The sequence below is a fragment of the Microcella sp. genome, from assembly GCF_046296455.1.
Classification (GTDB): Bacteria; Actinomycetota; Actinomycetes; order Actinomycetales; family Microbacteriaceae; genus Microcella.
This window is the reverse complement of record NZ_JBKBLF010000001.1, coordinates 154,838-176,034: the sequence shown is the minus strand read 5'-3', so window position 1 is coordinate 176,034 and position 21,197 is coordinate 154,838. Positions and strand designations below refer to the sequence as shown.

General features: G+C 69.8%; 25 protein-coding genes. 16 read left to right on the top strand and 9 right to left on the bottom strand.

The window, feature by feature from the left end; translation table 11 throughout:
* The first annotated feature begins 54 nt into the window (after positions 1 to 54).
* The 5 genes from ACK4HH_RS00815 (at position 55) to ACK4HH_RS00795 (ending at position 2,699) form a co-directional block, all read left to right on the top strand.
* Positions 55 to 468, top strand: coding sequence for a hypothetical protein (locus tag ACK4HH_RS00815; protein ID WP_409647303.1), 414 nt, complete (start codon positions 55 to 57; stop codon positions 466 to 468).
* Between the two features lie 18 nt (positions 469 to 486).
* A complete protein-coding gene (gene sigK, locus ACK4HH_RS00810; protein WP_409647301.1) occupies positions 487 to 1,095 on the top strand; it encodes an ECF RNA polymerase sigma factor SigK in 609 nt (202 codons plus the stop codon).
* The gene (locus tag ACK4HH_RS00805; protein ID WP_409647298.1) at positions 1,092 to 1,820 is read left to right on the top strand and encodes an anti-sigma factor; all 729 of its coding nucleotides are present in this window, start codon (positions 1,092 to 1,094) and stop codon (positions 1,818 to 1,820) included. Before sigK ends, ACK4HH_RS00805 begins: the two co-directional genes overlap by 4 nt.
* Before the next feature lie 103 nt (positions 1,821 to 1,923).
* Positions 1,924 to 2,184 (top strand): helix-turn-helix transcriptional regulator, encoded by a 261-nt coding sequence (locus tag ACK4HH_RS00800; protein WP_409647296.1) that lies wholly within the window; start codon positions 1,924 to 1,926, stop codon positions 2,182 to 2,184.
* Entirely contained in the window at positions 2,181 to 2,699 is a 519-nt protein-coding gene (locus ACK4HH_RS00795; protein WP_409647294.1) for a hypothetical protein, read from the top strand. Before ACK4HH_RS00800 ends, ACK4HH_RS00795 begins: the two co-directional genes overlap by 4 nt.
* Before the next feature lie 27 nt (positions 2,700 to 2,726).
* Here the strand turns inward: ACK4HH_RS00795 and ACK4HH_RS00790 are convergent, their stop codons facing one another.
* Both ACK4HH_RS00790 and ACK4HH_RS00785 read right to left on the bottom strand, forming a co-directional pair.
* Positions 2,727 to 3,152, bottom strand: a complete 426-nt coding sequence (locus ACK4HH_RS00790; RefSeq protein ID WP_409647292.1) for an arsenate reductase ArsC — start codon at positions 3,150 to 3,152, stop codon at positions 2,727 to 2,729.
* A 68-nt stretch (positions 3,153 to 3,220) separates the two neighbouring features.
* Positions 3,221 to 4,129: a metalloregulator ArsR/SmtB family transcription factor gene (locus tag ACK4HH_RS00785; protein WP_409647290.1), complete on the bottom strand. Its 909-nt coding sequence runs from the start codon at positions 4,127 to 4,129 to the stop codon at positions 3,221 to 3,223.
* A 35-nt stretch (positions 4,130 to 4,164) separates the two neighbouring features.
* Between ACK4HH_RS00785 and ACK4HH_RS00780 the strand changes: the two genes are divergently transcribed.
* From ACK4HH_RS00780 to ACK4HH_RS00755, 6 genes are all read left to right on the top strand, one after another.
* Positions 4,165 to 4,863: an aquaporin gene (locus ACK4HH_RS00780; protein WP_409647288.1), complete on the top strand. Its 699-nt coding sequence runs from the start codon at positions 4,165 to 4,167 to the stop codon at positions 4,861 to 4,863.
* Between the two features lie 219 nt (positions 4,864 to 5,082).
* Positions 5,083 to 6,051 carry a PstS family phosphate ABC transporter substrate-binding protein gene (locus ACK4HH_RS00775; RefSeq protein WP_409647286.1) on the top strand — a complete coding sequence of 323 codons (969 nt, stop codon included), beginning with the start codon at positions 5,083 to 5,085 and terminating at the stop codon, positions 6,049 to 6,051.
* A 53-nt stretch (positions 6,052 to 6,104) separates the two neighbouring features.
* Entirely contained in the window at positions 6,105 to 7,058 is a 954-nt protein-coding gene (gene pstC / locus ACK4HH_RS00770; protein WP_409647284.1) for a phosphate ABC transporter permease subunit PstC, read from the top strand.
* Positions 7,058 to 7,972: a phosphate ABC transporter permease PstA gene (gene pstA / locus ACK4HH_RS00765; RefSeq protein WP_409647282.1), complete on the top strand. Its 915-nt coding sequence runs from the start codon at positions 7,058 to 7,060 to the stop codon at positions 7,970 to 7,972. The genes pstC (ACK4HH_RS00770) and pstA (ACK4HH_RS00765) overlap by 1 nt, the downstream gene beginning before the upstream one ends.
* Positions 7,973 to 8,120: 148 nt before the next feature.
* Positions 8,121 to 8,891: a phosphate ABC transporter ATP-binding protein PstB gene (gene pstB / locus ACK4HH_RS00760; protein ID WP_409647574.1), complete on the top strand. Its 771-nt coding sequence runs from the start codon at positions 8,121 to 8,123 to the stop codon at positions 8,889 to 8,891.
* Positions 8,891 to 9,634 carry a winged helix-turn-helix domain-containing protein gene (locus ACK4HH_RS00755; RefSeq protein WP_409647279.1) on the top strand — a complete coding sequence of 248 codons (744 nt, stop codon included), beginning with the start codon at positions 8,891 to 8,893 and terminating at the stop codon, positions 9,632 to 9,634. The genes pstB (ACK4HH_RS00760) and ACK4HH_RS00755 overlap by 1 nt, the downstream gene beginning before the upstream one ends.
* A gap of 21 nt (positions 9,635 to 9,655) precedes the next feature.
* Here ACK4HH_RS00755 and pstB (ACK4HH_RS00750) read toward each other — a convergent pair whose 3' ends face one another.
* The 6 genes from pstB (ACK4HH_RS00750) to ACK4HH_RS00725 all read right to left on the bottom strand — a co-directional run bounded on the left by pstB (ACK4HH_RS00750) (position 9,656) and on the right by ACK4HH_RS00725 (position 16,873).
* Positions 9,656 to 10,435, bottom strand: coding sequence for a phosphate ABC transporter ATP-binding protein PstB (gene pstB / locus ACK4HH_RS00750; protein ID WP_409647277.1), 780 nt, complete (start codon positions 10,433 to 10,435; stop codon positions 9,656 to 9,658).
* 31 nt (positions 10,436 to 10,466) lie between these two features.
* Positions 10,467 to 11,546: a phosphate ABC transporter permease PstA gene (gene pstA, locus ACK4HH_RS00745; protein ID WP_409647275.1), complete on the bottom strand. Its 1,080-nt coding sequence runs from the start codon at positions 11,544 to 11,546 to the stop codon at positions 10,467 to 10,469.
* 1 nt (position 11,547) lies between these two features.
* Entirely contained in the window at positions 11,548 to 12,468 is a 921-nt protein-coding gene (pstC, locus tag ACK4HH_RS00740) for a phosphate ABC transporter permease subunit PstC (protein ID WP_409647571.1), read from the bottom strand.
* Positions 12,469 to 12,476: 8 nt separating this feature from the next.
* Positions 12,477 to 13,568, bottom strand: coding sequence for a phosphate ABC transporter substrate-binding protein PstS (locus ACK4HH_RS00735; RefSeq protein ID WP_409647273.1), 1,092 nt, complete (start codon positions 13,566 to 13,568; stop codon positions 12,477 to 12,479).
* Between the two features lie 141 nt (positions 13,569 to 13,709).
* Positions 13,710 to 14,681, bottom strand: coding sequence for an NUDIX hydrolase (locus ACK4HH_RS00730; protein ID WP_409647270.1), 972 nt, complete (start codon positions 14,679 to 14,681; stop codon positions 13,710 to 13,712).
* Complete coding sequence (locus tag ACK4HH_RS00725; RefSeq protein ID WP_409647268.1) at positions 14,678 to 16,873, bottom strand: RNA degradosome polyphosphate kinase; 2,196 nt, start codon at positions 16,871 to 16,873, stop codon at positions 14,678 to 14,680. The genes ACK4HH_RS00730 and ACK4HH_RS00725 overlap by 4 nt, the downstream gene beginning before the upstream one ends.
* Positions 16,874 to 17,000: 127 nt before the next feature.
* Here ACK4HH_RS00725 and ACK4HH_RS00720 point away from each other — a divergent pair, with 127 nt between their 5' ends.
* Complete coding sequence (locus ACK4HH_RS00720; RefSeq protein WP_409647266.1) at positions 17,001 to 17,645, top strand: low molecular weight phosphatase family protein; 645 nt, start codon at positions 17,001 to 17,003, stop codon at positions 17,643 to 17,645.
* 60 nt (positions 17,646 to 17,705) lie between these two features.
* Positions 17,706 to 18,065 carry a metalloregulator ArsR/SmtB family transcription factor gene (locus ACK4HH_RS00715; protein WP_409647264.1) on the top strand — a complete coding sequence of 120 codons (360 nt, stop codon included), beginning with the start codon at positions 17,706 to 17,708 and terminating at the stop codon, positions 18,063 to 18,065.
* A gap of 207 nt (positions 18,066 to 18,272) precedes the next feature.
* Here the strand turns inward: ACK4HH_RS00715 and ACK4HH_RS00710 are convergent, their stop codons facing one another.
* On the bottom strand, positions 18,273 to 18,965 hold the full coding sequence (locus ACK4HH_RS00710) for a DNA-binding response regulator (RefSeq protein WP_409647262.1): 693 nt from the start codon (positions 18,963 to 18,965) through the stop codon (positions 18,273 to 18,275).
* Between the two features lie 50 nt (positions 18,966 to 19,015).
* On the opposite strand from ACK4HH_RS00710, the gene ACK4HH_RS00705 reads away from it, so the two are divergent.
* The 3 genes from ACK4HH_RS00705 (at position 19,016) to ACK4HH_RS00695 (ending at position 21,193) form a co-directional block, all read left to right on the top strand.
* Positions 19,016 to 19,279, top strand: a complete 264-nt coding sequence (locus ACK4HH_RS00705) for a hypothetical protein (RefSeq protein ID WP_409647260.1) — start codon at positions 19,016 to 19,018, stop codon at positions 19,277 to 19,279.
* A 161-nt stretch (positions 19,280 to 19,440) separates the two neighbouring features.
* Positions 19,441 to 20,037, top strand: coding sequence for an FABP family protein (locus ACK4HH_RS00700; protein ID WP_409647258.1), 597 nt, complete (start codon positions 19,441 to 19,443; stop codon positions 20,035 to 20,037).
* The gene (locus ACK4HH_RS00695) at positions 20,030 to 21,193 is read left to right on the top strand and encodes a YgfZ/GcvT domain-containing protein (RefSeq protein WP_409647256.1); all 1,164 of its coding nucleotides are present in this window, start codon (positions 20,030 to 20,032) and stop codon (positions 21,191 to 21,193) included. The genes ACK4HH_RS00700 and ACK4HH_RS00695 overlap by 8 nt, the downstream gene beginning before the upstream one ends.
* Positions 21,194 to 21,197: the final 4 nt, after the last annotated feature.

The following is a 21,197-nucleotide window of genomic DNA, read 5'->3' as shown; positions in this document are numbered from 1 at the left end:
CCACCGGCCGTACTCGTCTTCCCGCACCATCCCCGCACCCGAGAGGCCCCGCTCATGCGCGCACTCCGCATCGCCCTGCTGATCATCACCGCCATCGCGCTCGTCGTGAACGCTGTCGTGCACCTGCGCCTCGCCGGCCCTTTCGATGCGATCACGGGCGCGCTCGTGAGCCAGGGCACGCTCTTCCGCATCCAGGCCGCCGTGAACATCGCCGCCGCCCTGCTGCTCATCTCCCGCACCCGCTGGGCCTCGGCGCTCGCCGCGCTCGTCGCCGCGGGCGGCCTCGCTCTCGTCGTCATCACGACCCTTGTGCCGCTCGACCTGAGCCCCATCGGCCTGCCGTTCCTCTTCGAGCCGATCTGGTACGCCGACAAGGTCATCGCCGCGCTCGTGCAGGCGATCGCGCTCGCCGCGGGCCTCGCCGCCGCGCTGCTGCGCCCGCGACCCGCAGGGCCCGTTCAGCCGTAGATCAGCCCGAGTCCTGCGATGCTGGTACTCGTGCCCCCAGAAATCGCGCTCGACGACGTCGCCCCCGCTGCCGACGCCACCGTCGAGGCCACCAACGCCCTGCTGCTGCGCGTCGCCACGGGCGACCAGCGCGCGTTCAGCGAGCTGTACGACCTCATCGCCCCGCGCATGCTGGGGCTCGTGCGGCACGTGCTGAAAGACCACGCCCAGTCGGAGGAGGTGGTGCAAGAAGTTCTGCTCGAGATCTGGCAAACCGCACCGCGCTTCGATCCGAATAAGGGGAAAGCGGTGACCTGGATGCTGACAATGGCCCACCGGAGAGCGATCGATCGCGTACGCAGTGCGCAGTCGTCTCGTGACCGAGACACCAGAATCGGCATCCGCGATCTCGACCGGGATTACGACTCGGTCGCAGAGAGCGTCGAGATCCGCATCGAACACGATCGAGTGGAGAAGGCCTTGAGCCGGTTGACCGAGCTGCAGCGACAAGCGGTCGAGCTCGCCTACTACGGCGGCTACAGCCACAGCGAGGTCTCCGCCATGCTCGGCATTCCGATGGGCACGGTCAAGACTCGACTGCGCGACGGCATGATGCGGTTGCGCGAAGAATTGGGGGTGGCGTCATGAAGTCGATCGACGATGACGCGAACGGTATCGATGAGATGCGCGACGAGCAGTTCGCCGACGTGCGCGCCGCTCTCGGGCTCGCGGTGGCGCCGGTGGCGCCCTCGGCGGGCATGAAAGACGCGGTCATGGCCGCGATCGCGACGACGCCGCAGCTCGCGCCGCTCGTGGCGGTCGAGCCGGTTGTCGGCGATCCGGCCGCCGGCGATCGGGTCGTGGATGCGATGCCCGCCGCCGCACCGGGGTCGGCCGCCGCGCGAGCGCAGGCGCGCTGGTTCGCCCGGCCCGCGATGCTCGTGACGGCCGCCGCTGCCGCGGTGGCCCTGTTCTTCGGCGGCGTGTTCGCCGCCGACATCATCGCACCCGGAGCGCCGAGCGATGCCGACCAGCTGGCGGCGATCGTCGCGGCGCCCGACGTCTCGACCGTGGTCTCTGACGTGGCGGGAGGCGCCACGGCGACGCTCGTCTCGAGCGCCTCGGTGGGGATCTCGGCGATGGTCTTCGATGGCCTCGCGCCGCTGAGCGACGACGAGCGCTACGCCCTCTGGTACATCACCGACGGCGTGCCCACGCCGGCCGGCCTCTTCGCCGTCGACGGCGACGGGGCGGTCGTGCAGGTGCTCGACGGCGCGTTCGAGGCCGGCACGGTCGTGGGAGTGACGGTCGAACCCGCGTCGGGCAGCCCGGCGCCGACGACCGACCCGATCGTCGCGATCGCCACGGCCTAGCGCCGACGACTCGAGGGGGCCCCGTGCGTGCACGGGGCCCTTCGTCGTGCGCGGCCCTGGGCATCCTGTTGCATTATTGCTATGTAGTAGTTATGCTACGAGTATGGGACGCAAGCCGAAGTCAGAAGACCCCGTCTACACCCGCATCGAAGAGCACCGGGTGCGGGCCGGGCTGAGCCGGCAAGAGCTCGCCGACGCCGTCGGCGTGCACTACCAGACCGTCGGGTACCTCGAGCGGGGCGAGTACGCGCCGTCGCTCGCCCTCGCGCTGCGCATCGCGCGGCTCGTCGGCGTGCCCGTCGAGCAGCTGTTCTCTCTCGCGCCGTTCGACGGCGCCGACCCGACCGAGGAGGAAACCGCATGACCGAGAAGAAGCTCTCTGCCCGCGAGCGCAACGAGCGGGCCGTGGCCGAGATGGCCGACACCGTGATGCGCGACACGCGCTGGGACTGGATGCGCACGCGCCGCGCCCGTCGCGGCATCGTCGCGATCATGATCGCGCTGCTCGTCGCGATGCCCGTCGCCTGGCTCACGCTGCCGGCGCTGGCCGCGCTCGGGGTGATCGGGCTCGCCGCGATCGCGTGGTGGGCGCTACGCATGTCGGTGCGCGTCGTCGCCGACCTGCCCGACGAGTACCTCGACGAGCGCCAGTCGCGCGTGCGCGATCGCGCCTACGTCGAGGCCTACCGCTGGTTCGCCGGGGTGACCCTGCTCGCCGCGACGATCGCGCTCATCGCCTTCGTCGTCGTGAGCGACGACGATCTCGTGACCCTCGAGCTCAGCTGGGGCGCCGTGATGGCGATCTTCTGGGCCTTCGAGGGCCTCGCGCTCGCGCTGCCCTCGATCGTGCTCGCCCTGCGCGAGCCCGACCGCACGTAGCCCGATCGAGCCGCGCGCGACCGCGCCCTACCGGGTCGGGGCGATCTCGGCGACGAGCGCCTCGACGCGGCGCTTGATGTCGTCGCGGATCACGCGCACCGAGTCGATGCCCTGGCCGGCCGGGTCGTCGAGCTCCCAGTCTTCATAGCGCTTGCCCGGGAAGATCGGGCACGCGTCGCCGCAGCCCATCGTGATGACGACGTCGGAGTCGACGACCGACTGCACGGTGAGGATCTTGGGCACGTTGTTGGCGATGTCGATGCCCTCTTCGGCCATGGCTTCGATGGCGACGGGGTTGATCTGGTCTCTCGGCTCCGAGCCGGCCGAGAGCACCGTGACGCGGTCGCCCGCGAGGTGCTGCAGGTAGCCCGCGGCCATCTGCGAGCGGCCGGCGTTGTGCACGCACACGAAGAGAACGGTGGGCTGGGGGTCGACGGGGGCTGTCTTCTTCATGCTCAAAGTATAGACACACATCTATGCTTTGCGCCACGGGGATGCGCGCTCGCACCCGATCGACCGCGTCAGGCCAGCACGCCCAGCTCGTCGAGCAGCCCGCGCACGCGCCCGTCGATGTCGTCACGAATCGCCCGCACGCGCTCGAGGGGCTGCCCGGCCGGATCGGCGACCGCCCAGTCGAGGTAGCGCCGGCCCGGGAACACGGGGCACGCGTCGCCGCAGCCCATCGTCACGACCACGTCGGCCGCGCGCACGACGTCGTCGGTGAGCGGTTTCGGAAACTCGCCGCCGAGCGGCACGCCGATCTCGTCGAGCGCCGCGACGACCGCGGGGCGGATCGCATCGATCGGCGCCGATCCCGCCGTGCGCACGCGCACGCGCTCGCCCCCGAGGTGGCGCATGATCGCGGCGGCCAGCTGCGAGCGGCCGGCGTTCTGCACGCACACGAACAGCACCTCGAGCGCAGCGCCGGGCGGCCGCTCGCCCACGAGGCCGCTCGATTGCTGTGCGCTCAGGCGCTCAGCCGCGAACTGGGCGGTCGCCGAGGGCAGTGCGCGCCCCGAGCCGTCGCGCGCCCGCAACAGGTTGTCGCTGTCGAGCACGACGCGCTGCACGGTCTCGCGCGAGAACGTGCCCGCGAAGCGCGTGCCCAGGTCGTCGATGATGCGGCCGAGCAGGGCCCCGCTGAGCGGTTCCGCCGCTGGCGCGGGCACCCATTCTTCGAGCCGCGCCGCGACCGGCTCGGGCAGCGAGTACCAGACCTCGCGCCCGCGCGGCTCGCGGTCGACGATGCCGGCCTCGTGCAGCACGCGCAGGTGGTGCGAGACGGTGGGCTGGCGCAGGGCGAGCGCCTCGGTGAGGCGGCCCACCGTCAGCGCGTGGTCGTCGGCGTCGAGCAGCAGGCGCGCAATCGCGCCCCGAGTGGCGTCGCCCAGGGCGCCGAGCTCGGGAGCCACCGGGCCGCGCGGTCTCATAGACCCGAGTCTATGCGATGACGTACAGTGTGGCCGTGACCGACGTCGACGCGCCCCCTGCCGCCCCTCGCCCCCTTCCGATCCGCATGCTCGCCGAAGCCATCGGCAGCGCCGGGCTCGGCGCCACCGTCATCGGCTCGGGCATCATGGCCACCCGACTGACCGACGACGTCGGCGTGCAGCTGCTCATCAACGCCGTCGCGACCGCGGCCGCGCTCGTCGTGCTCATCGTGCTGCTCGGGGCCGTGAGCGGCGCCCACCTCAACCCGGTCGTGACGCTCGCGCTCGTGGCGCAGCGGCTCGTGCCCGCCCGTGAGATCCTGCCCACCGTGCTCGCGCAGGTGCTCGGCTTCGCCGCGGGCGCGGTGCTGGCCAACCTCATGTACGGCGGTGCGGCCGTGTCGATCAGCACCACGGTGCGGGCCGAGCCCGGGCTGCTGCTCGGCGAGGTCGTGGCGACGGCGGGGCTCGTGGCGGTCATCCTGACCCTCGTCGCGCGCGACCAGCGGGGCTGGGTGCCGGCCGCCGTCGGCCTCTACATCGGCAGCGCCTACTTCGTGACGAGCTCGACGAGCTTCGCGAACCCCGGCATCACGATCGGGCGCATGCTGAGCGACAGCTTCGCGGGCATCGCGCCCGAGAGCGCCCCGGCCTTCATCGGCGCCCAGCTCGTCGGCGCGGCGCTCGGCGTGCTCGTCGTGCGGCTCGTCATCGCCCCCGCCGCACGGGGGTAACGACTGAGTCGAATCGTCGACCGCCGTTAACCCTGCGTTCACCCAAAGAGCGGATGCTCGAGACCCTCGAGGAGGTCGAGTCGACCGCCGATCGCTACACGGCAGACGCTCGCCGTTCACGTCACGTTCACCCGGGGGGCCTTCGATCGGAGAAGTCGGTTCGCCGGCGCCCACATTTCATCCGAAGCGGCCCGCAGGGTCGCCTGTGAAAGGAACACAGTGACCAAGCGCACGTTCAAGTTCGCCGGTATCGCGGCCACCGCCGCGATCACCGCCCTGATCCTCTCCGCCTGTGGCGGCCAGACCACCGAGGCCGGCACCGACGCTGACGGAGGCCTCACCGGCGCCGTCGTCGCCGACGGCTCGTCGACCGTCGCCCCCCTGACCGAGGCCGCTGCCGACGCGTTCCGCGACGTCGAGCCCGGCATCAACGTCACCGTCGCCACCTCGGGCACCGGCGGTGGCTTCGCCGCGTTCTGCGCCGGTGAGACTGACATCTCGAACGCGTCGCGCGCCATCTCCGACGAGGAGATCGCGACCTGCGAGGAGAACGGTATCGAGTTCACCGAGATCATCATGGCGAACGACGGCCTCTCGGTCATCGTCCCGCTCGCGAACGACTGGGCCGAGTGCCTGACGGTCGAGCAGCTCGCCACCATGTGGGGCCCCGCCTCGGAGGGCACCGTCACGAACTGGAACCAGATCGACCCGTCGTTCCCCGACGTGCCGCTGGCCCTCTTCGGCGCGGGCACCGACTCGGGCACGTTCGACTACTTCACCGACGCGATCAACGGCGAAGAGGGTGCGATCCGCACCGACTACAGCCCGTCGGAGGACGACAACATCACGATCCAGGGCGTGACCGGTGAAGACGGCGGCGTCGGCTTCCTCGGCCTCAGCTATGTCGCGGAGAACGCCGACGTGCTGCGTGCCGTCGCGATCGACGGTGGCGCCGGCTGCGTCGATGCCAACGTCGAGACCGTTCAGTCGAACGAGTACACGCCGCTGAGCCGCCCGCTGTTCATCTACGTCGCGAACGAGTCGTACACGGGTAACGAGGCTGTCAAGACCTTCGTCGACTACTACGTGGCCAACGCCGCGTCGATCGCCGAGGCCGCGATCTTCGTGCCGCTGACCGACGAGCAGATCACCACCGCCGCGGACGAGCTCGCCTCGCTCGCCGGCTAAGCACCACCCACCACATCACGCATCACCCAACACACAAGGAGAGAGTGCACTTCATGAGCACACTCACCCCCACGGGCGGCCCGACGACGTCGTCGGGCCGCCCCGCGGGGTCTGTGTCGACCATGCGCCCGCGCGACGGCGAGCTCGCAGTGAAGCTCGTATTCCGCATAGCGGCGTGGATCACGATCGTCATCACGATCGGCATCGTCATCGCGCTGCTCGGGCCCTCGCTCGAGTTCTTCGCCGAGGTGCCGGTCACCGACTTCCTGTTCGGCGACCGCTGGGCTCCTCGCTTCGCCGACGCATCGTTCGGGGTGCTGCCTCTCGTGAGCGCCACCATGTGGACGACTGCAATCGCCCTGCTGGTCGCGATCCCGCTCGGGCTCGGAGCCGCGGTGTTCCTCTCCGAGTACGCGTCCTCGCGCGTGCGCAAGGTGCTCAAGCCGATCCTCGAGGTGCTCGCGGGCATCCCGACCGTCGTCTACGGCCTCTTCGCCCTCCAGTTCGTGCAGACCACCGTCTTCCGCGAGTGGCTGCAGCTCGACACCGGCGCCTTCAGCGTGCTCGCCGCCGGTCTCGTCATGGGCGTCATGATCATCCCCACCATCGCCTCCATCAGTGAAGACTCCATGTCGGCCGTGCCACTCGGCATGCGCCAGGGGTCGGCCGCCCTCGGGGCCAACAAGATGCAGACCACCATCCGGGTCGTCTTCCCCGCCGCGCTCTCGGGCATCATCGCGGCCATCGTGCTGGGCGTCTCTCGCGCCGTGGGCGAGACGATGATCGTCGCGATCGCGGCCGGCAGCCAGGCTCGAGTCGTGACCGGGCCCCTCGAGCAGGGTCAGACCATGACCGGCTTCATCGCGAACGCCGCCCTCGGCGACTCGCGGGTCGGCTCGATCGAGTACAACACGCTCTTCGCGGTCGGCCTGCTCCTCTTCATCCTGACGCTCTTCATCAACGCGATCGCGATCCGCATCGTGCGCCGATTCCGGGAGGCCTACTGATGGCTCTGACCACCGTGACCATGGGCGGGCACATCCGCGGGGCGACCGTCCGCGGCCGTGCTCGCGGCGGAGACTCCAGCCCGAAGTCGATCCTCTTCCTCATCGCCCTCTGGTTCAGCCTCTTCGTCGCCTTCGGCTTCCTCGTCGTGCTGATCGTCACGACGGTCATCGACGGCTGGCCGCGCTTCGACTCCCGGCTCTTCACCGAGTACCCGGCCTCCGACCCGGAGGACGCGGGCGCGCGCCCGGCGATCCTCGGCTCCGTCTGGGTCATCATCACGACCGCGATCATGTCGATCCCTCTCGGTGTCGCGGCCGCCGTGCACATGGAGGAGTTCGCCGACAAGAAGAACTGGTTCAACCGCCTCGTCGAGCTGAACATCCAGAACCTCGCCGCGGTGCCCTCGATCGTCTACGGACTCCTCGCACTCGGGTTCCTCGTGGCGATCGGCGTCGCGAACCGCAACATCGTCATCGCCGGCGCCTTCACGCTCAGCTTGCTGATCCTGCCGGTGATCATCATCGCGACGCGCGAGGCACTGCGCGCCGTGCCCATGGAGATCCGGCAGGGCTCGCTCGCGCTCGGTGCGACCGAGCTGCAGACGGTCATGCGGCAGACCCTGCCGAGCGCCGTTCCCGGCATCGCGACGGGATCGATCCTCGCCCTCTCCCGCGCGCTCGGGGAGGCCGCACCGCTGCTGCTGCTTGGTGCGCTCGTCTTCGTGAGCTTCGACCCCAACGGCCTGCTCAGCGGCTACACGACCATGCCCATCCAGATCTTCAACTGGGTCGGGCGGCCGCAGGAAGGCTTCGCGATCCTCGCGGCGGCGACCTCGATCCTGCTGCTCGGCATCCTGCTCGCGATGAACGCGCTCGCCATCATCATCCGCAACCGCTACCAGCAGCGCTGGTAAGCCGCTCACGTCGACCGCAACCGAACGGACCCCACTCATGGCAACCCAGTCCCAGCCCGCCGAGTTCTCGCTCTCCGAGGGCCGCAAGCCCTCGATGCACGTCGAGACGGCCGCGCAGCGCACGCTCGCCGACATTCCGAACCCCATCATGGAGTGCATCGACGTCAACGTCTTCTACGGCAAGTTTCGCGCGGTCACGGGCGTGAACCTGTCGTTCGGAGAGAACGAGATCACCGCGCTCATCGGCCCCTCGGGGTGCGGCAAGTCCACGCTCATCCGCTCGCTCAACCGCATGAACGATCTCGTCGACGGCGCTCGCGTCGAAGGCCAGATCACCTTCCAAGGCGAGGAGATCTACGGCAAGGACGTCGACGCCATCGAGGTGCGTCGTCGCATCGGCATGGTGTTCCAGAAGCCGAACCCGTTCCCGAAGTCGATCTACGAGAACATCGCCTACGGCCCGCGCGTGACGGGCATGAAGCCCAGCTCGATGGACGACCTCGTCGAGGAGGCGCTCACGAAGGCCGCGCTCTGGGACGAGGTGAAGGACAAGCTCAAGCAGAGCGCCTTCAGCCTCTCGGGCGGCCAGCAGCAGCGTTTGTGCATCGCGCGCACCATCTCGGTGCGCCCCGATGTCATCCTCATGGATGAGCCGTGCTCGGCGCTCGACCCCATCGCCACCACGCGCATCGAAGACCTCATGCACGAGTTGAAGAACGAGTACACGATCGTGATCGTCACGCACAACATGCAGCAGGCTGCTCGCGTCGCCGACCGTACGGCGTTCTTCACCGCGCTCGCCGACGAGTCGACGGGCGACCGCACGGGCGTGCTGGTCGAGTTCGACAAGACCACGAAGATCTTCGAGGACCCGGCCGACAAGCGCACCGAGGACTACATCTCCGGCCGTTTCGGGTGATGTCGACCGAGCGCGCGATGGCGGCCGGCGAGGGGGCGGCGGGCGGTTCACCGTCGGTCTGGCCGGCGCGGGTCATCATCGTCGACTCGCCCAGCAGGCCACTGCGCGTGACCGACCGCGAGTTCCGCTCCGTGGGGCTCGCCGTTGTCCATCGCACCGACTCGGCCGCAGCGCTCGTCGAGCTCGGACACGCTGAAGTATCGGCGGTGATCGCTCCGACCGATCTCATCGGCATGTCGATCGTCGATTTCACCGACGTCGTCGTGTCGTTGACGCGCGCGCCGGTGTTCATCGGGCTGGCGTGCGACGACGATCACGCAGACGCCGTCGCCGCCCTCGACCGGGGCGCTCGTGGCATGCTGCCGATGCCTCTCGACGCACCGCGCATCGCCAACGAGGTGCGGGCGCTCGAGCCCGCACGGCTCCGCGATGAGCCGTTGCCTACCGAGTTGCAGTGCGGTCACGTGCAGCTCCTCTCGCTCTCCCACCGCGTGCTCGTCGCTGGTCGGGAAGTGCACCTGTCGCCCAAGGAGTTCGCGATCCTCGAGTACCTCATGCGAGCCTCGCCGCGGGTCGTGCGGCTTCCCGAGCTCGTGCAGGTTTTCGAGGCGGGGGTTCCCGCCCACCTCGCCCGTGTGCGGGTCATGATCGCTAAGATTCGGCTCCGGCTCGCGGAAGCGGCTCCCGAACTGCCCGATGTCGTGCACACCGTGCGCGGCATCGGGTACCGTGTCGGCGACTAGACCGGCGGCGGCGTCGCGCCGCTATCCGAACTTGCCCGACACGTAGTCTTCGGTGTCCTTGACGCTCGGATTCGAGAAGATCACCGAGGTGTCGTCGTACTCGATGAGCTTGCCGGGCTTGCCGGTGCCCGCGATGTTGAAGAAGGCCGTCTTGTCGCTCACGCGGCTGGCCTGCTGCATGTTGTGGGTCACGATCACGATCGTGTAGTCCTTCTTGAGCTCTTCGATGAGGTCTTCGATCGCGAGCGTCGAGATGGGGTCGAGGGCAGAACAGGGCTCGTCCATGAGGATGACCTCGGGCTCGACCGCGATCGCGCGGGCGATGCAGAGCCGCTGCTGCTGGCCGCCGGAGATGCTCGAGCCGGGGCGCTCGAGACGGTCTTTGACCTCGTTCCAGAGATTGGCGCCCTGCAGCGACTTCTCGACCAGCTCGTCGGCGTCGGTCTTGCTGATGCGGCGGTTGTTGAGCTTGACGCCCGCGAGCACGTTGTCGCGGATCGACATGGTCGGGAACGGGTTCGGGCGCTGAAAGACCATGCCGACCTGCCGGCGCACGAGCACGGGGTCGACGCCGGGGCCGTAGAGGTCGTCGCCGTCGATGAGCACCTCGCCCTCAACGTAGGCGCCGGGGATCACCTCGTGCATACGGTTGAGCGTGCGGATGAACGTCGACTTGCCGCACCCCGAGGGGCCGATGAAGGCTGTGACGCTGCGGGGCTCGATGACCATGCTGACGCCCTCGACGGCCTTGAACTTGCCGTAGTAGACGTTGAGGTCGTTGACTTCGATGCGCTTGGACACGGGGGCAGCATTCCTTCGATCGGGGTGGGGCTCAGCGGCCGAGCTTGGGGGCGAAGAAGCGGGCGATCATGCGGGCGATCAGGTTGAGCAGCATGACGATGAGGATGAGGGTGAGCGCTCCGGCCCAGGCTCGGTCGAGGTAGGCCTGCGTGTCGACGCCCTGGTTGGCGTACGAGGTGAAGACGAAAACGGGCAGCGACTGCATTCGATCGGAGAACAGGTTGTAGTTCATGCTCGCCGTGTAGCCGGCGACGATGAGGAGCGGGGCGGTTTCACCGATCACCCGGGCGATCGACAGCATGATGCCCGTCGCGATGCCCGCCGCCGAGGTAGGAAGCACGACCTTGAGCACCGTGAGCCACTTGGGAACCCCGAGCGCGAATGCCGCCTCGCGCAGCTCGTTCGGAACGACGCGGAGCATCTCCTCGCACGAGCGCACCACCACCGGGATCATGAGCACCGAGAGCGCGATCGCCCCGGCGAACCCCATGCGAACCCCGGGGCCGAAGAACAGCGCGAACAGCGCGAAGGCGAAAAGCCCCGCGACGATCGAGGGGATGCCCGTCATCACATCGACGAAGAACGTGATCGCCCGGGCCAGCGGCCCGCGCCCGTACTCCACGAGGTAGATGGCCGTGAGCAGGCCGATCGGGATCGAGATGATCGCCGCGGTGCCGGTCATGAGCACCGTGCCGACGATCGCATGTAGGGCGCCGCCGCCCTCGCCGACGATGTTGCGCATCGAGTGGGTGAAGAAGGTGACGTCGAAGCGTGCCGAGCCGTTGATCACGACCGTCGCGAGCACGGAGATCAGCGGCGTAATGGCGATCAGGAAGGCGCCGGCGACGAGCGCGGTCACGAACCGGTCGGTGGCCGTGCGCGAGCCCTCGACCTGCCGGCTGATGATGACGATCATCACGATGTGGAAGAGCAGGCCGAGCAAGATCGTGCCGACGATCGAGAATTCGGCGCCCGTCGCCATGGCGATGAGGGCGACAATCGCACCGGCCGCCGTGAGGCTCAGCCCGAACACGACCCAGGGGGTGCGCGGGTGCAACTGGCCCTGGGTGAGGCTGCTGGCGATGCCCGCTCGGGGCTGGATGGCGGTCATCTCAGTTCGCTCCCGAGAAGTCTCTGCGCCGGTTGACGACGTATCGTGCGATCGAGTTGACGACGAGGGTGATGATGAAGAGTACGAGACCGGTGAAGATCAGCAGGTTGACATTCACCCCGTATGACTCGGGGAAGCTCAGCGCGATGTTCGCGGCGATGGTCGAGGGATTCGCCGACTGCAGCAGCGCGAACGTCACGATCGCCTGCGGCGAGAGCACCATCGCAACAGCCATGGTCTCGCCGAGGGCGCGACCGAGACCGAGCATGGCTCCTGAGATGATGCCGGGGCGGCCGAAGGGCAGCACCGCCATCGTGATCATCTCCCAGCGCGTCGCGCCGAGCGCGAGCGCGGCTTCCTCGTGCAGCACGGGCGTCTGGAGGAAGATCTCGCGGCAGATCGCCGTCATGACGGGGAGCACCATGACGCCGAGCACGATAGCGGCGGTGAGGATGGTGCGCCCCGTGCCCGAGACCGGGCCGGCGAACAGAGGGATCCACCCCAGGTTCTCGGTGAGCCAGGTGTAGGCCGGCAGCACCGCGGGCGCGAGCACGCCGATGCCCCAGAGGCCGAAGACGACGGAGGGCACGGCCGCAAGCAGGTCGACGATGTAGCCGAGCAGCTGCGCGAGCCGTCTCGGTGCGTAGTGCGAGATGAAGAGGGCGATGCCGATCGCGAGCGGCAGTGCGATGGTCAGCGCGAGAAGCGCCGACCACAGCGTGCCGAACACGAGCGGCCAGACGTAGTCCCAGAGGCTCGGGGGCGCGCCGATGAACTCCGCCGGGTCGGTGATCAGAGCGGGGATGCTCTGCGCGACCAGGAAGATCGCGACGAGCGCGAGCACCACGAGGATGGCGCCACCGGCGATGAGGGCCGCGCGCGAGAAGATCAGATCGCCGATGCGCTGCCGGGCCGGCACCATGGGCGCGCTCACGAGATCGCCTCGATCGCCGCACTCACGCGCAGGAAGAGCGCGTCCGAGATCGGCGCCGAACCGGCGCCGTCCTGCGCCACGAGCTGCCCCTCCGTGCTCGCCATATAGCGGAAGTACTCGGCGACGAGCTCTGCCTTCACGGGGTCGGTGTAGCGCTCGCACGCGACGAGGTACGACACGAGCACGATGGGGTACACCCCGGATGCGGTGGTGTCGCGGTCGAGCTCGAGGCTGAGGTCGAAATCGGGCCGCCCCTCGACGGTCGGCGAGGCGTCGACGATCGCGGCGGCCGCCTCGGGCGAGTAGGGCACGAACTCGTCGCCCACGCCGACGGAGACGATGCCGAGGTCGCCCGCGCGCGAGGCGTCGGCGTAGCCGATCGTCCCCACGCCGTTGGACACGGCATCCACCACTCCCGACGTGCCCTGGGCGGCCTCGCCCGAGTCGAGCGGCCAGACCCCGTCGGCCTCGAACGACCACACCGTCGGAGCGGCCTGGGCAAGGTAGTCGGTGAAGTTCTCGGTCGTCCCCGAGTCGTCGGAGCGGTGCACGGGCGTGATCGCGAGCTCGGGCAGCGTGGTCTCGGGGTTGAGCTCGGCGATCGCGGGGTCGCTCCAGTCGGTGATCCGCTCGGCGAAGATGCCGGCGATGACGTCGGCCGACATGTTGAGCGAGTCGATCCCCTCGAGCCGGAAGATCACGGCGATCGGGGAGATGTATAGGGGCAACTGTACGACCCCGGAGTCGACGGCGCAGCCGCGGAACTCCACCGCCCCGTCGAGCTCCTCGGTCGAGAACGCGCGATCGGTGCCCGCGAAGTCGGTACCTCCTCCGGCGAAGGCCTCACGCCCGGCGCCTGAGCCCGTGGGGTCATACGTCACGTTCGCACGGGGATGGGCGGTCTGGAATCCTGCGATCCAGCTGTTCTGCGCCGCGCCGAGTGCCGAGGAGCCAGCCCCGACGAGCGTGCCGGTGATGCGGGAGTCGGATGCTCCCGGCCCGATCTGCTCGTTCACCGCGCACCCGGCCATGACGAGGCTCACCGAGAGCGCGATGCTGACGATGCCCACGGCACGGGTGTGCGTCACGAAAACTCCTGGGGTGGGGGTGGCCCGACGTCGGGATCACGAGGTTGGAGCGGGAACGCGCGCGGGGGCACGTGATTACCATCTCACTCACTTCAGGTGAACGGAAGGTTAACGGTGGTTATTCATCCACCGCACGCGCGCTCACCCGACGAGCGCGGGGCTGTGCGTCTCGATCGCGACGAGGCGAGGCTGCTCGCCCTCGCGCGCGAGGTGCAACACGGTGTAGTCGCCCGTCGAGAGCGCGGCGCTGCGCCGTAGCGCGGGGGTGACGGGCGCACCCGTGACCTCGGCGACCGCGCCGATGATCTGGGGGATGACAGGCCCGTGGCTGCAGAGCACCGCCGTGACCCGGCGTGCGACGCGCTTCTCGACCTGGCGGCGCACGCGCGCGGCGTCGGCGGAGTACGCGTCTTGGCTGAGGCCGCGCGAGTGCTTGACCTCGAGGCCCGTCGCCTCGGCGGTCGGCGCGATCGTCGCAATGCAGCGCGCCGCCGTGCTCGTCACGAGCGCCTCCGGGCCGAAGGCGGCGATGCCGCCCGCGACCGAGCGCGACTGCTCGAGCCCGCGGTGCAGCAGGGGCCGCGTGTGGTCGGGGCCGTCCCACTGCTCGTGCGGCATGGCCTTGCCGTGGCGCAGCACGACGAGCGCGAAGGTGCGCGCGAGCCCCGCCTCGACCTGCGCGGCGAAGCGCTCGACGACATCGGCGTCGTGCGCGTAGGTGAGGTGCTTGGCGGCCTTGGCGAGCGGCACCCACTCGAGGGCGCGGATCTCGCCGTTCGCCTCGTAGCTGTGCCGTTCGGCCTGGCCCGCATCCACCTCGGCAGACCAGTAGTGCACGACCTTGTCGCGGCCGTTGGGCAGGCGGTACTCGACCGTGCCCAGGGGGGCGCCGAGCGCGACCTCGAAGCCGGTCTCCTCCGCGATCTCGCGCACGGCGGTGTGGGGCAGGGTCTCGCCCGGGTCGACCTTGCCCTTGGGGAGCGAGACGTCTTTGTGCTGCGTGCGGTGCACGAGCAGGATGCGCGCCTTGCCGTCGACCATCTTCCACACGACGGCGCCGGCCGCCTCGACGATGTCGGATGCGGTGGCCGTGAACGGGGCTGCGGGCGTCATGCGCGCGCCGCGCCCCCGCGGCGCCGGGCCGCGATCGCGTTCATGACGACATTCTGCAGGTCGGCGAGCGGTTGGCCCCGCTCATCGCGGTGGACGCGCTGCCAATCGCCCTCGGGCCGCAGGTGCCACGAGGCCGTGCGCTCGCTCATGGTCGTCTCGAAGAGCTCGTCGATCTCGGCCAGGTGCGCCGGCTCGACGAGGCGGATGAGCGCCTCGATGCGGCGGTCGAGGTTGCGGTGCATCATGTCGGCGCTGCCGATGTAGACCTGCGGGTCGCCCGCGTTCTGGAAGGCGAAGATGCGCGAGTGCTCGAGATACCGGCCGAGCACGCTGCGCACGCGGATGGTGTCGCTGAGCCCCTCGCGGCTCGGCACCAGGGCGCACACGCCGCGCACGACGATGTCGACGGGCACGCCGCCGGCGCTCGCCCGGTAGAGGGCGTCGATGATCGCCTCGTCGACGAGCGAGTTCACCTTGATGCGGATGCCGGCGGGTCGGCCCGCGCGCGCGTGCTCGGTCTCGGTGGCGATGAGCTTGAGCAGGCCGCGGCGCAAGTAGCGCGGAGCGACGAGCAGGCGCTTGAACTTCTTCTCGATGGCGTAGCCCGAGAGCTCGTTGAAGAGCCGCGTAAGGTCTTTGCCGACCTGGTCGTCGGCGGTGAACAGCCCGAGGTCTTCGTAGATGCGGCTCGTCTTGGGGTTGTAGTTGCCCGTGCCGATATGGGCGTAGTGCTTGAGCGCCCCGCCCTTCTCTTGCCGCACGACGAGAGCGAGCTTGCAGTGGGTCTTGAGCCCGACGAGGCCGTAGACGACGTGCACGCCCGCTTTCTCGAGCTTGCGCGCCCACTCGATGTTGTTCTGCTCGTCGAAGCGCGCCTTGATCTCGACGAGCGCGAGCACGGCTTTGCCCGCCTCGGCCGCGTCGATGAGGGCCTCGATGATGGGGCTATCGCCGCTCGTGCGGTAGAGCGTCTGCTTGATGGCGAGCACGTTGGGGTCGCGCGCAGCCTGCTCGAGGAAGGCCTGCACGCTCGTCGCGAACGACTCGTAGGGGTGGTGCACGAGGATGTCGCCGCGCGAGATCGAGGCGAAGACGTCGGGGGTCGCATTCGGTTCGACCGGCTGCAGCTGCAGTGGGGTGACCGGGACGTGCTTGGGGTATTTGAGGTGCGGCCGGTCGAGCTTCGAGATCTCGAAGAGCCCGCCGAGGTCGAGGGGCGCGGGCAGGCGGTAGACCTCCTGCTCGGTGATGCCCAACTCGCGAACCAGCAGGCCGAGAGTCACAGCATCCATGTCATCGGTGATCTCGAGACGGATGGGCGGACCGAAGCGACGGCGCAGCAGTTCGCGCTCGAGGGCCTGGATGAGGTTCTCGGTCTCGTCCTCGTCGACTTCGACGTCTTCGTTGCGCGTGACCCGGAACTCGTGATGCTCGAGGATCTCCATGCCGGGGAACAGCTCGTCGAGGTGGTTCGAGATGAGGTCTTCGAGGGTGAGGAACCGCACGCGGCCCGAACCGTCGTCGGGCAGCTGCACGAAGCGCGGCAGCACCTGGGGCACCTTGAGGCGCGCGAACTCGACGCGCTCGGTCTTCGGGTTGCGCACGCGCACCGAGAGGTTGAGCGAGAGCCCCGAGATGTACGGGAAGGGGTGGGCCGGGTCGACGGCGAGCGGCATGAGCACGGGGAAGATCTGCGCGGAGAAGATCTCGTCGACGCGCGAGCGGTCGGACTCGCTGAGATCGGCCCACGACTCGATGTGGATGCCGGCCTCGTCGAGCGCGGGCTTGACGTGGTCGTGGAACGCCCGCGCGTGGCGCAACTGCAGCTCGAGCGCGAGCGCGTTGATGTCCGCGAGCACGTCGGCCGGCGCACGGCCCGTGTTCGTCGGCACGGCGAGGCCCGTGACGATGCGGCGCTTGAGCCCGGCCACGCGCACCATGAAGAACTCGTCGAGGTTGCTCGCGAAGATGGCGAGAAAGTTGACGCGCTCGAGCAGCGGCACCGCTTCGTCTTCGGCGAGCTCGAGCACGCGCTGGTTGAACCGCAGCCAGCTGAGCTCGCGATCGAGGTAGCGGTCGGGCGGCAGCGTGCCGTCGTCGACGCTCGTCGACTCGTCGTAGTCGTCGAGGAAGTCGCCGCCCACGCCGCCGTCGACCTGGTAGCCGGCTTCTGCGAGCCCGTCGTCGTGCATGCGGCCCATTGTGGCAGGAATCGCCCAACCGTCGTGCCGGGGTCGTCGTGCGTTCACACGCCGTTCACGAGAGGCCCGTTGCCTGGTCACGTGGCAGGGGGGGCACTCAGCGCGCGGGGCGCGCACGATGACGCTGCACGCGCCGCAGGCTCTCGAGATCATCGAGGAGGTCACCCGGCGGCTCACCGCCCAGCACGCGCGTGCGATCGACGAGGCCGCCGTGCGCGCTCTCGTGCTCGACAGCTTCCGGCGCTACCGGCACCTCGACCACCCTGCCCACCACGGCCGTGCGCTCGCCGCCCAGCTCGCCGCCGACCGGCTCGAGGCCCTGCGCTTCCGCGCGCGGCACGGATCGCGCCCGGCCCCGCCCTCGTTCCTGTTCGTGTGCTCGGGCAACGCGGGCCGCTCGCAGCTCGCCGGGGCCCTCATGCGCTCGATCGCGCCGCTCTCGACGCGCGTGGTCAGTGCGGGCGAGCATCCCGCCGCGCGCGTGCTGCCCGCCGTCACCGACACCCTCGACGAGCTGGGCATCCCCTCGTTCGGCGAGTACCCCAAGCCCGTGACGCCGGAGTTCGTGGCGGCCGCCGACCACATCATCGTGCTCAACTGCAATGACGCCCTCGATGAGCTCGAGGGCCGCGAGTTCCGCACCTGGAGAATCATGCTCGAGAGCACGAGCGGCCGGCCAGGGCTGCGGCGCACGCGCGATCAGATCGCCGAGCACGTCTCCGGGCTCGCCGCCGAGTTCGAGCTCACACCGGCCCGTCGCTGACGGCGCCGTGGTCGTCACCGTTTTATTTGACATATATCAAATCACTGTCAGACTGAGGGCATGCCCGCTCCGCTGCCCGTGCTCACGACCACCGCCCCGATCTGCTGCGAGCCGATCGGCTCCTCCTCCGCCCTGAGCCGCGATGAGGCCGAACAGCTCGCGCTGCGGTTGAAGGCGCTCGCCGACCCGACCCGGCTGCAGCTGCTCACCTCCTTGCTCACCGCTCCCGATGGCACGGCATGCACGTGCGACCTCGCCCCCGCTGTCGACCTGACCGAGGGCACGGTGAGTCACCACCTGAAGCGCCTTGAGCGCGCGGGGCTCGTGAGCAAGGAGCGCCGTGGGCTGAACGTGCACTACCGGGCCGAGTCCGAGGCGATCCACGCCATCGCTCGCGCCCTCAACGCTGGCTGCTGCTGAGCGGCCGGTTCCGAGAAGACGAAGAAGAAGGGAGACACCATGACCGTGCTGCGTTCGATGATCGCGTTCGGCCCCTGCTGCGCCGAGGAGTGCTGCCCCGGAGCGTGCTGCGAGTCGACCGTCTGCTGCTGAGCCGCCGACGCGAGCACTCGTGGGCGTCAGCGCATGAGTGCTCGCCGCCGACGCGGTGAAGGAGGGCGGGCCGCGCTAGGCGTCGACGCGCCGCGCGGCCTGCTCGGCGTCGTCCTCGTGCACCGTGAAGCGGTAGCCGACGTTGCGCACGGTGCCGATGAGCGACTCCATGTCGCCGAGCTTCGCGCGCAGGCGCCGCACGTGCACGTCGACCGTGCGGGTGCCGCCGAAGTAGTCGTAGCCCCAGACCTCGCTCAGCAGCTGCTCGCGCGTGAACACGCGGCTCGGGTGGGTGGCGAAGAAGCGCAGCAGCTCGAACTCCTTGAACGTGAGGTCGAGCGTGCGGCCGTGCACCTTCGCCGAGTAGCTGGCCTCGTCGATCACGACGCCGGATGCCCGGATCATGCTCGACCCCTCGTCGCGCGACTGGCGGCCCACGGCGAGGCGCAGCCGGGCATCCACCTCGGCGGGCCCCGCCGTCTCGAGCAGCACGTCGTCGATGCCCCATTCCGCGTTGACGGCCGTGAGGCCGCCCTCGGTGAGCACGACGATGATGGGCGAGCCGGCGCCCGTGGTCGTCAGGATCTTGCAGAGCGACTTGGCGCTCGCGAGGTCGGCGCGAGCATCCACGATGATGACATCGGCGGGGGGCGCGCCGACGAGGGCCGCCGGTTCCGCCGGAATTCGGCGCACCCGGTGGCTAAGCAGCCCTAGCGCGGGGAGAACGTCGGTGTTCACCTGCGAGGTCAGGATCAACAGCTGAGCCACATGTCCTCCACGGTGTCCCGCTCAGTGTACAAGCGGCCTAGCATGGGGGCATGTCCCGCACCATCGCGACCGCGCTGCCCGTCTGGCTCGCCGTCGCCGCGGCCGTCGTCGTCGTCGCCCTGCTGATGCCCGCTGATCAGTGGTGGGCGGTGCTGCCGGCGATCGCGGGCGGTGCCATGATCATGACCTTCGTCATTCAGGTGAGCCTGCAGTCGAAAGACGGGCTCGTCATGCGCATGCTCGTCACGGTGACGGGGGCGATCCTGCTGCTGATCGCCGCCTCGATCGCGACGCTGCTCGTCACGACGCTGTAGGCGTTCTCCCCGCCGCCACCGTCGTACACTGGAACCATGCTTCTCGCCCTTGAGATCTTCTTCCTCGGCCTGCTGGGTCTGGCGACGCTCTCGATCGGGTTCGTCTCGGTCGTCGTGCTCGTCAACCTGTACCGCGGCCAGCGCTGATTCCCCGCGCAGCCGTGTTCTCCCTCGACACGAGCCTGCCGGCCGAGCTCGCACCCCTCGCCTGGCTCATCGGGGTGTGGGACGGCACGGGGGTCGTGCACTATCAAGACGGCGACCGCACGCGCGAGCACGAGTTCGGCCAGCGCGTGAGCTTCAGCCACGACGGCCTCAACTACCTCAACTACTCGTCGCACACCTGGCTGCTCGATGAGGCCAACACGCCCCTGAGCGCCGAGGCCGGCTACTGGCGGCTGCACCGGCCCTCGCAGCCCGGCGACCCCGGCCCGGGCATGCTGCCGGGCGACGGCCCGCGGCCCTACGCGACCGCCGAGCAGGTCGAGCAGCTGCGCGCCGCGCACGGCGGCTTCGACGTCGAGGTCGCGCTCATCCACCCCGGCGGCGTGAGCGAGCTTTACCTGGGCCGTGTCGCCGACGCGCGCATCGACCTGCAGACCGACGCGGTCATGCGCTCGGCGAGCGCGAAAGAGTACGCGGCCGCGACGCGCATCTACGGCCTCGTCGAGGGTCGCCTGCTGTGGGCGTGGGACATCGCCGCGCTCGGCAACGACCTGCGCACCCACGCCTCGGGAACCCTGAACCGCGATGCCTGAGTCGAGCCCCGTGAGCGCGCTGCTCGCCCTGCCCGGGGCGGTGGCCATGGTGGGCGCCGTGCCGGCCGAGGCCGCCGGCCCCGCGGCGGTCGCGGCGCACTACGGCGACCCGGTCGCCGAGCAGCGGATGCTCGCCGCCGGCCGCGCGATCGTCGACCTCAGCGACCGCGGGGTCATTACCGTCACCGGTTCCGACCGCCTCACCTGGCTCGACTCGCTCACCTCGCAGGCGCTCGCCTCGCTCGCCCCGGGCCAGTCGGCCGAGACCCTGATGCTCGACCCGAACGGGCGGCTCGAGCACAGCATCCGCCTCGTCGATGACGGCGTCACCGCCTGGCTGCTCGTCGAGGCGGCGCAGACCGCGGCACTCGCCGCGTGGCTCGACCGCATGCGCTTCATGCTGCGGGTCGAGGTCGCCGACGTCTCGCCGCAGTGGGCAGTGCTCGGGCAGCTGCAGCCCGAGGGAGCCGACCTGCTCGTCGCGCCGGCGGCCCCGAACGGCGTTCCGCTCGCGTGGCACGACCCCTGGTCGGCCGTGCAGACGGGCGGCTGGCAGTACGCCGCCGACGAGGGCCATCCGGCGCCGCAGTTCTCGGCGGTCGAACTGCTCGTCGAGCGCGCTCGCCTCGCCGAGGTCGCCGCGGCCGCCCGTGCGGGCACCCTGGCGGTCGCCGGCACGCTCGCGCTCGAGGCCCTGCGCATCGCCGCGTGGCGCCCGCGCTTCGGCACCGAGGTCGATGAGCGAACGATCCCGCACGAGCTCGACTGGCTGCGCTCGGCCGTGCATCTCAGCAAGGGCTGCTACCGCGGTCAAGAGACGGTGGCGAAGGTGCACAACCTCGGCCACCCGCCGCGCCGGCTCGTCATGCTGCACCTCGACGGCTCCGACGCGCTGCTGCCCGCGCATGGCGCTTCCGTGCTGTTCGACGGCGCGCCCGTCGGCACCGTCACCTCGAGCGCCCGGCACCACGAGCTCGGCCCGATCGCGCTCGCGGTCGTGAAGCGCTCGCTCGACCCCTCCGCGGCCCTCGTCGTCGAGGCCGATGGCGTCGCGGTCGCCGCCGCCCAGCAGACCATCGTGCCGACCGATGCGGGCGCGACGGCGGGTGTTCCGCGCCTGCCGCGGCTGGGCGCCGTGCAGCGCCCGCAGGCCTGAGCCG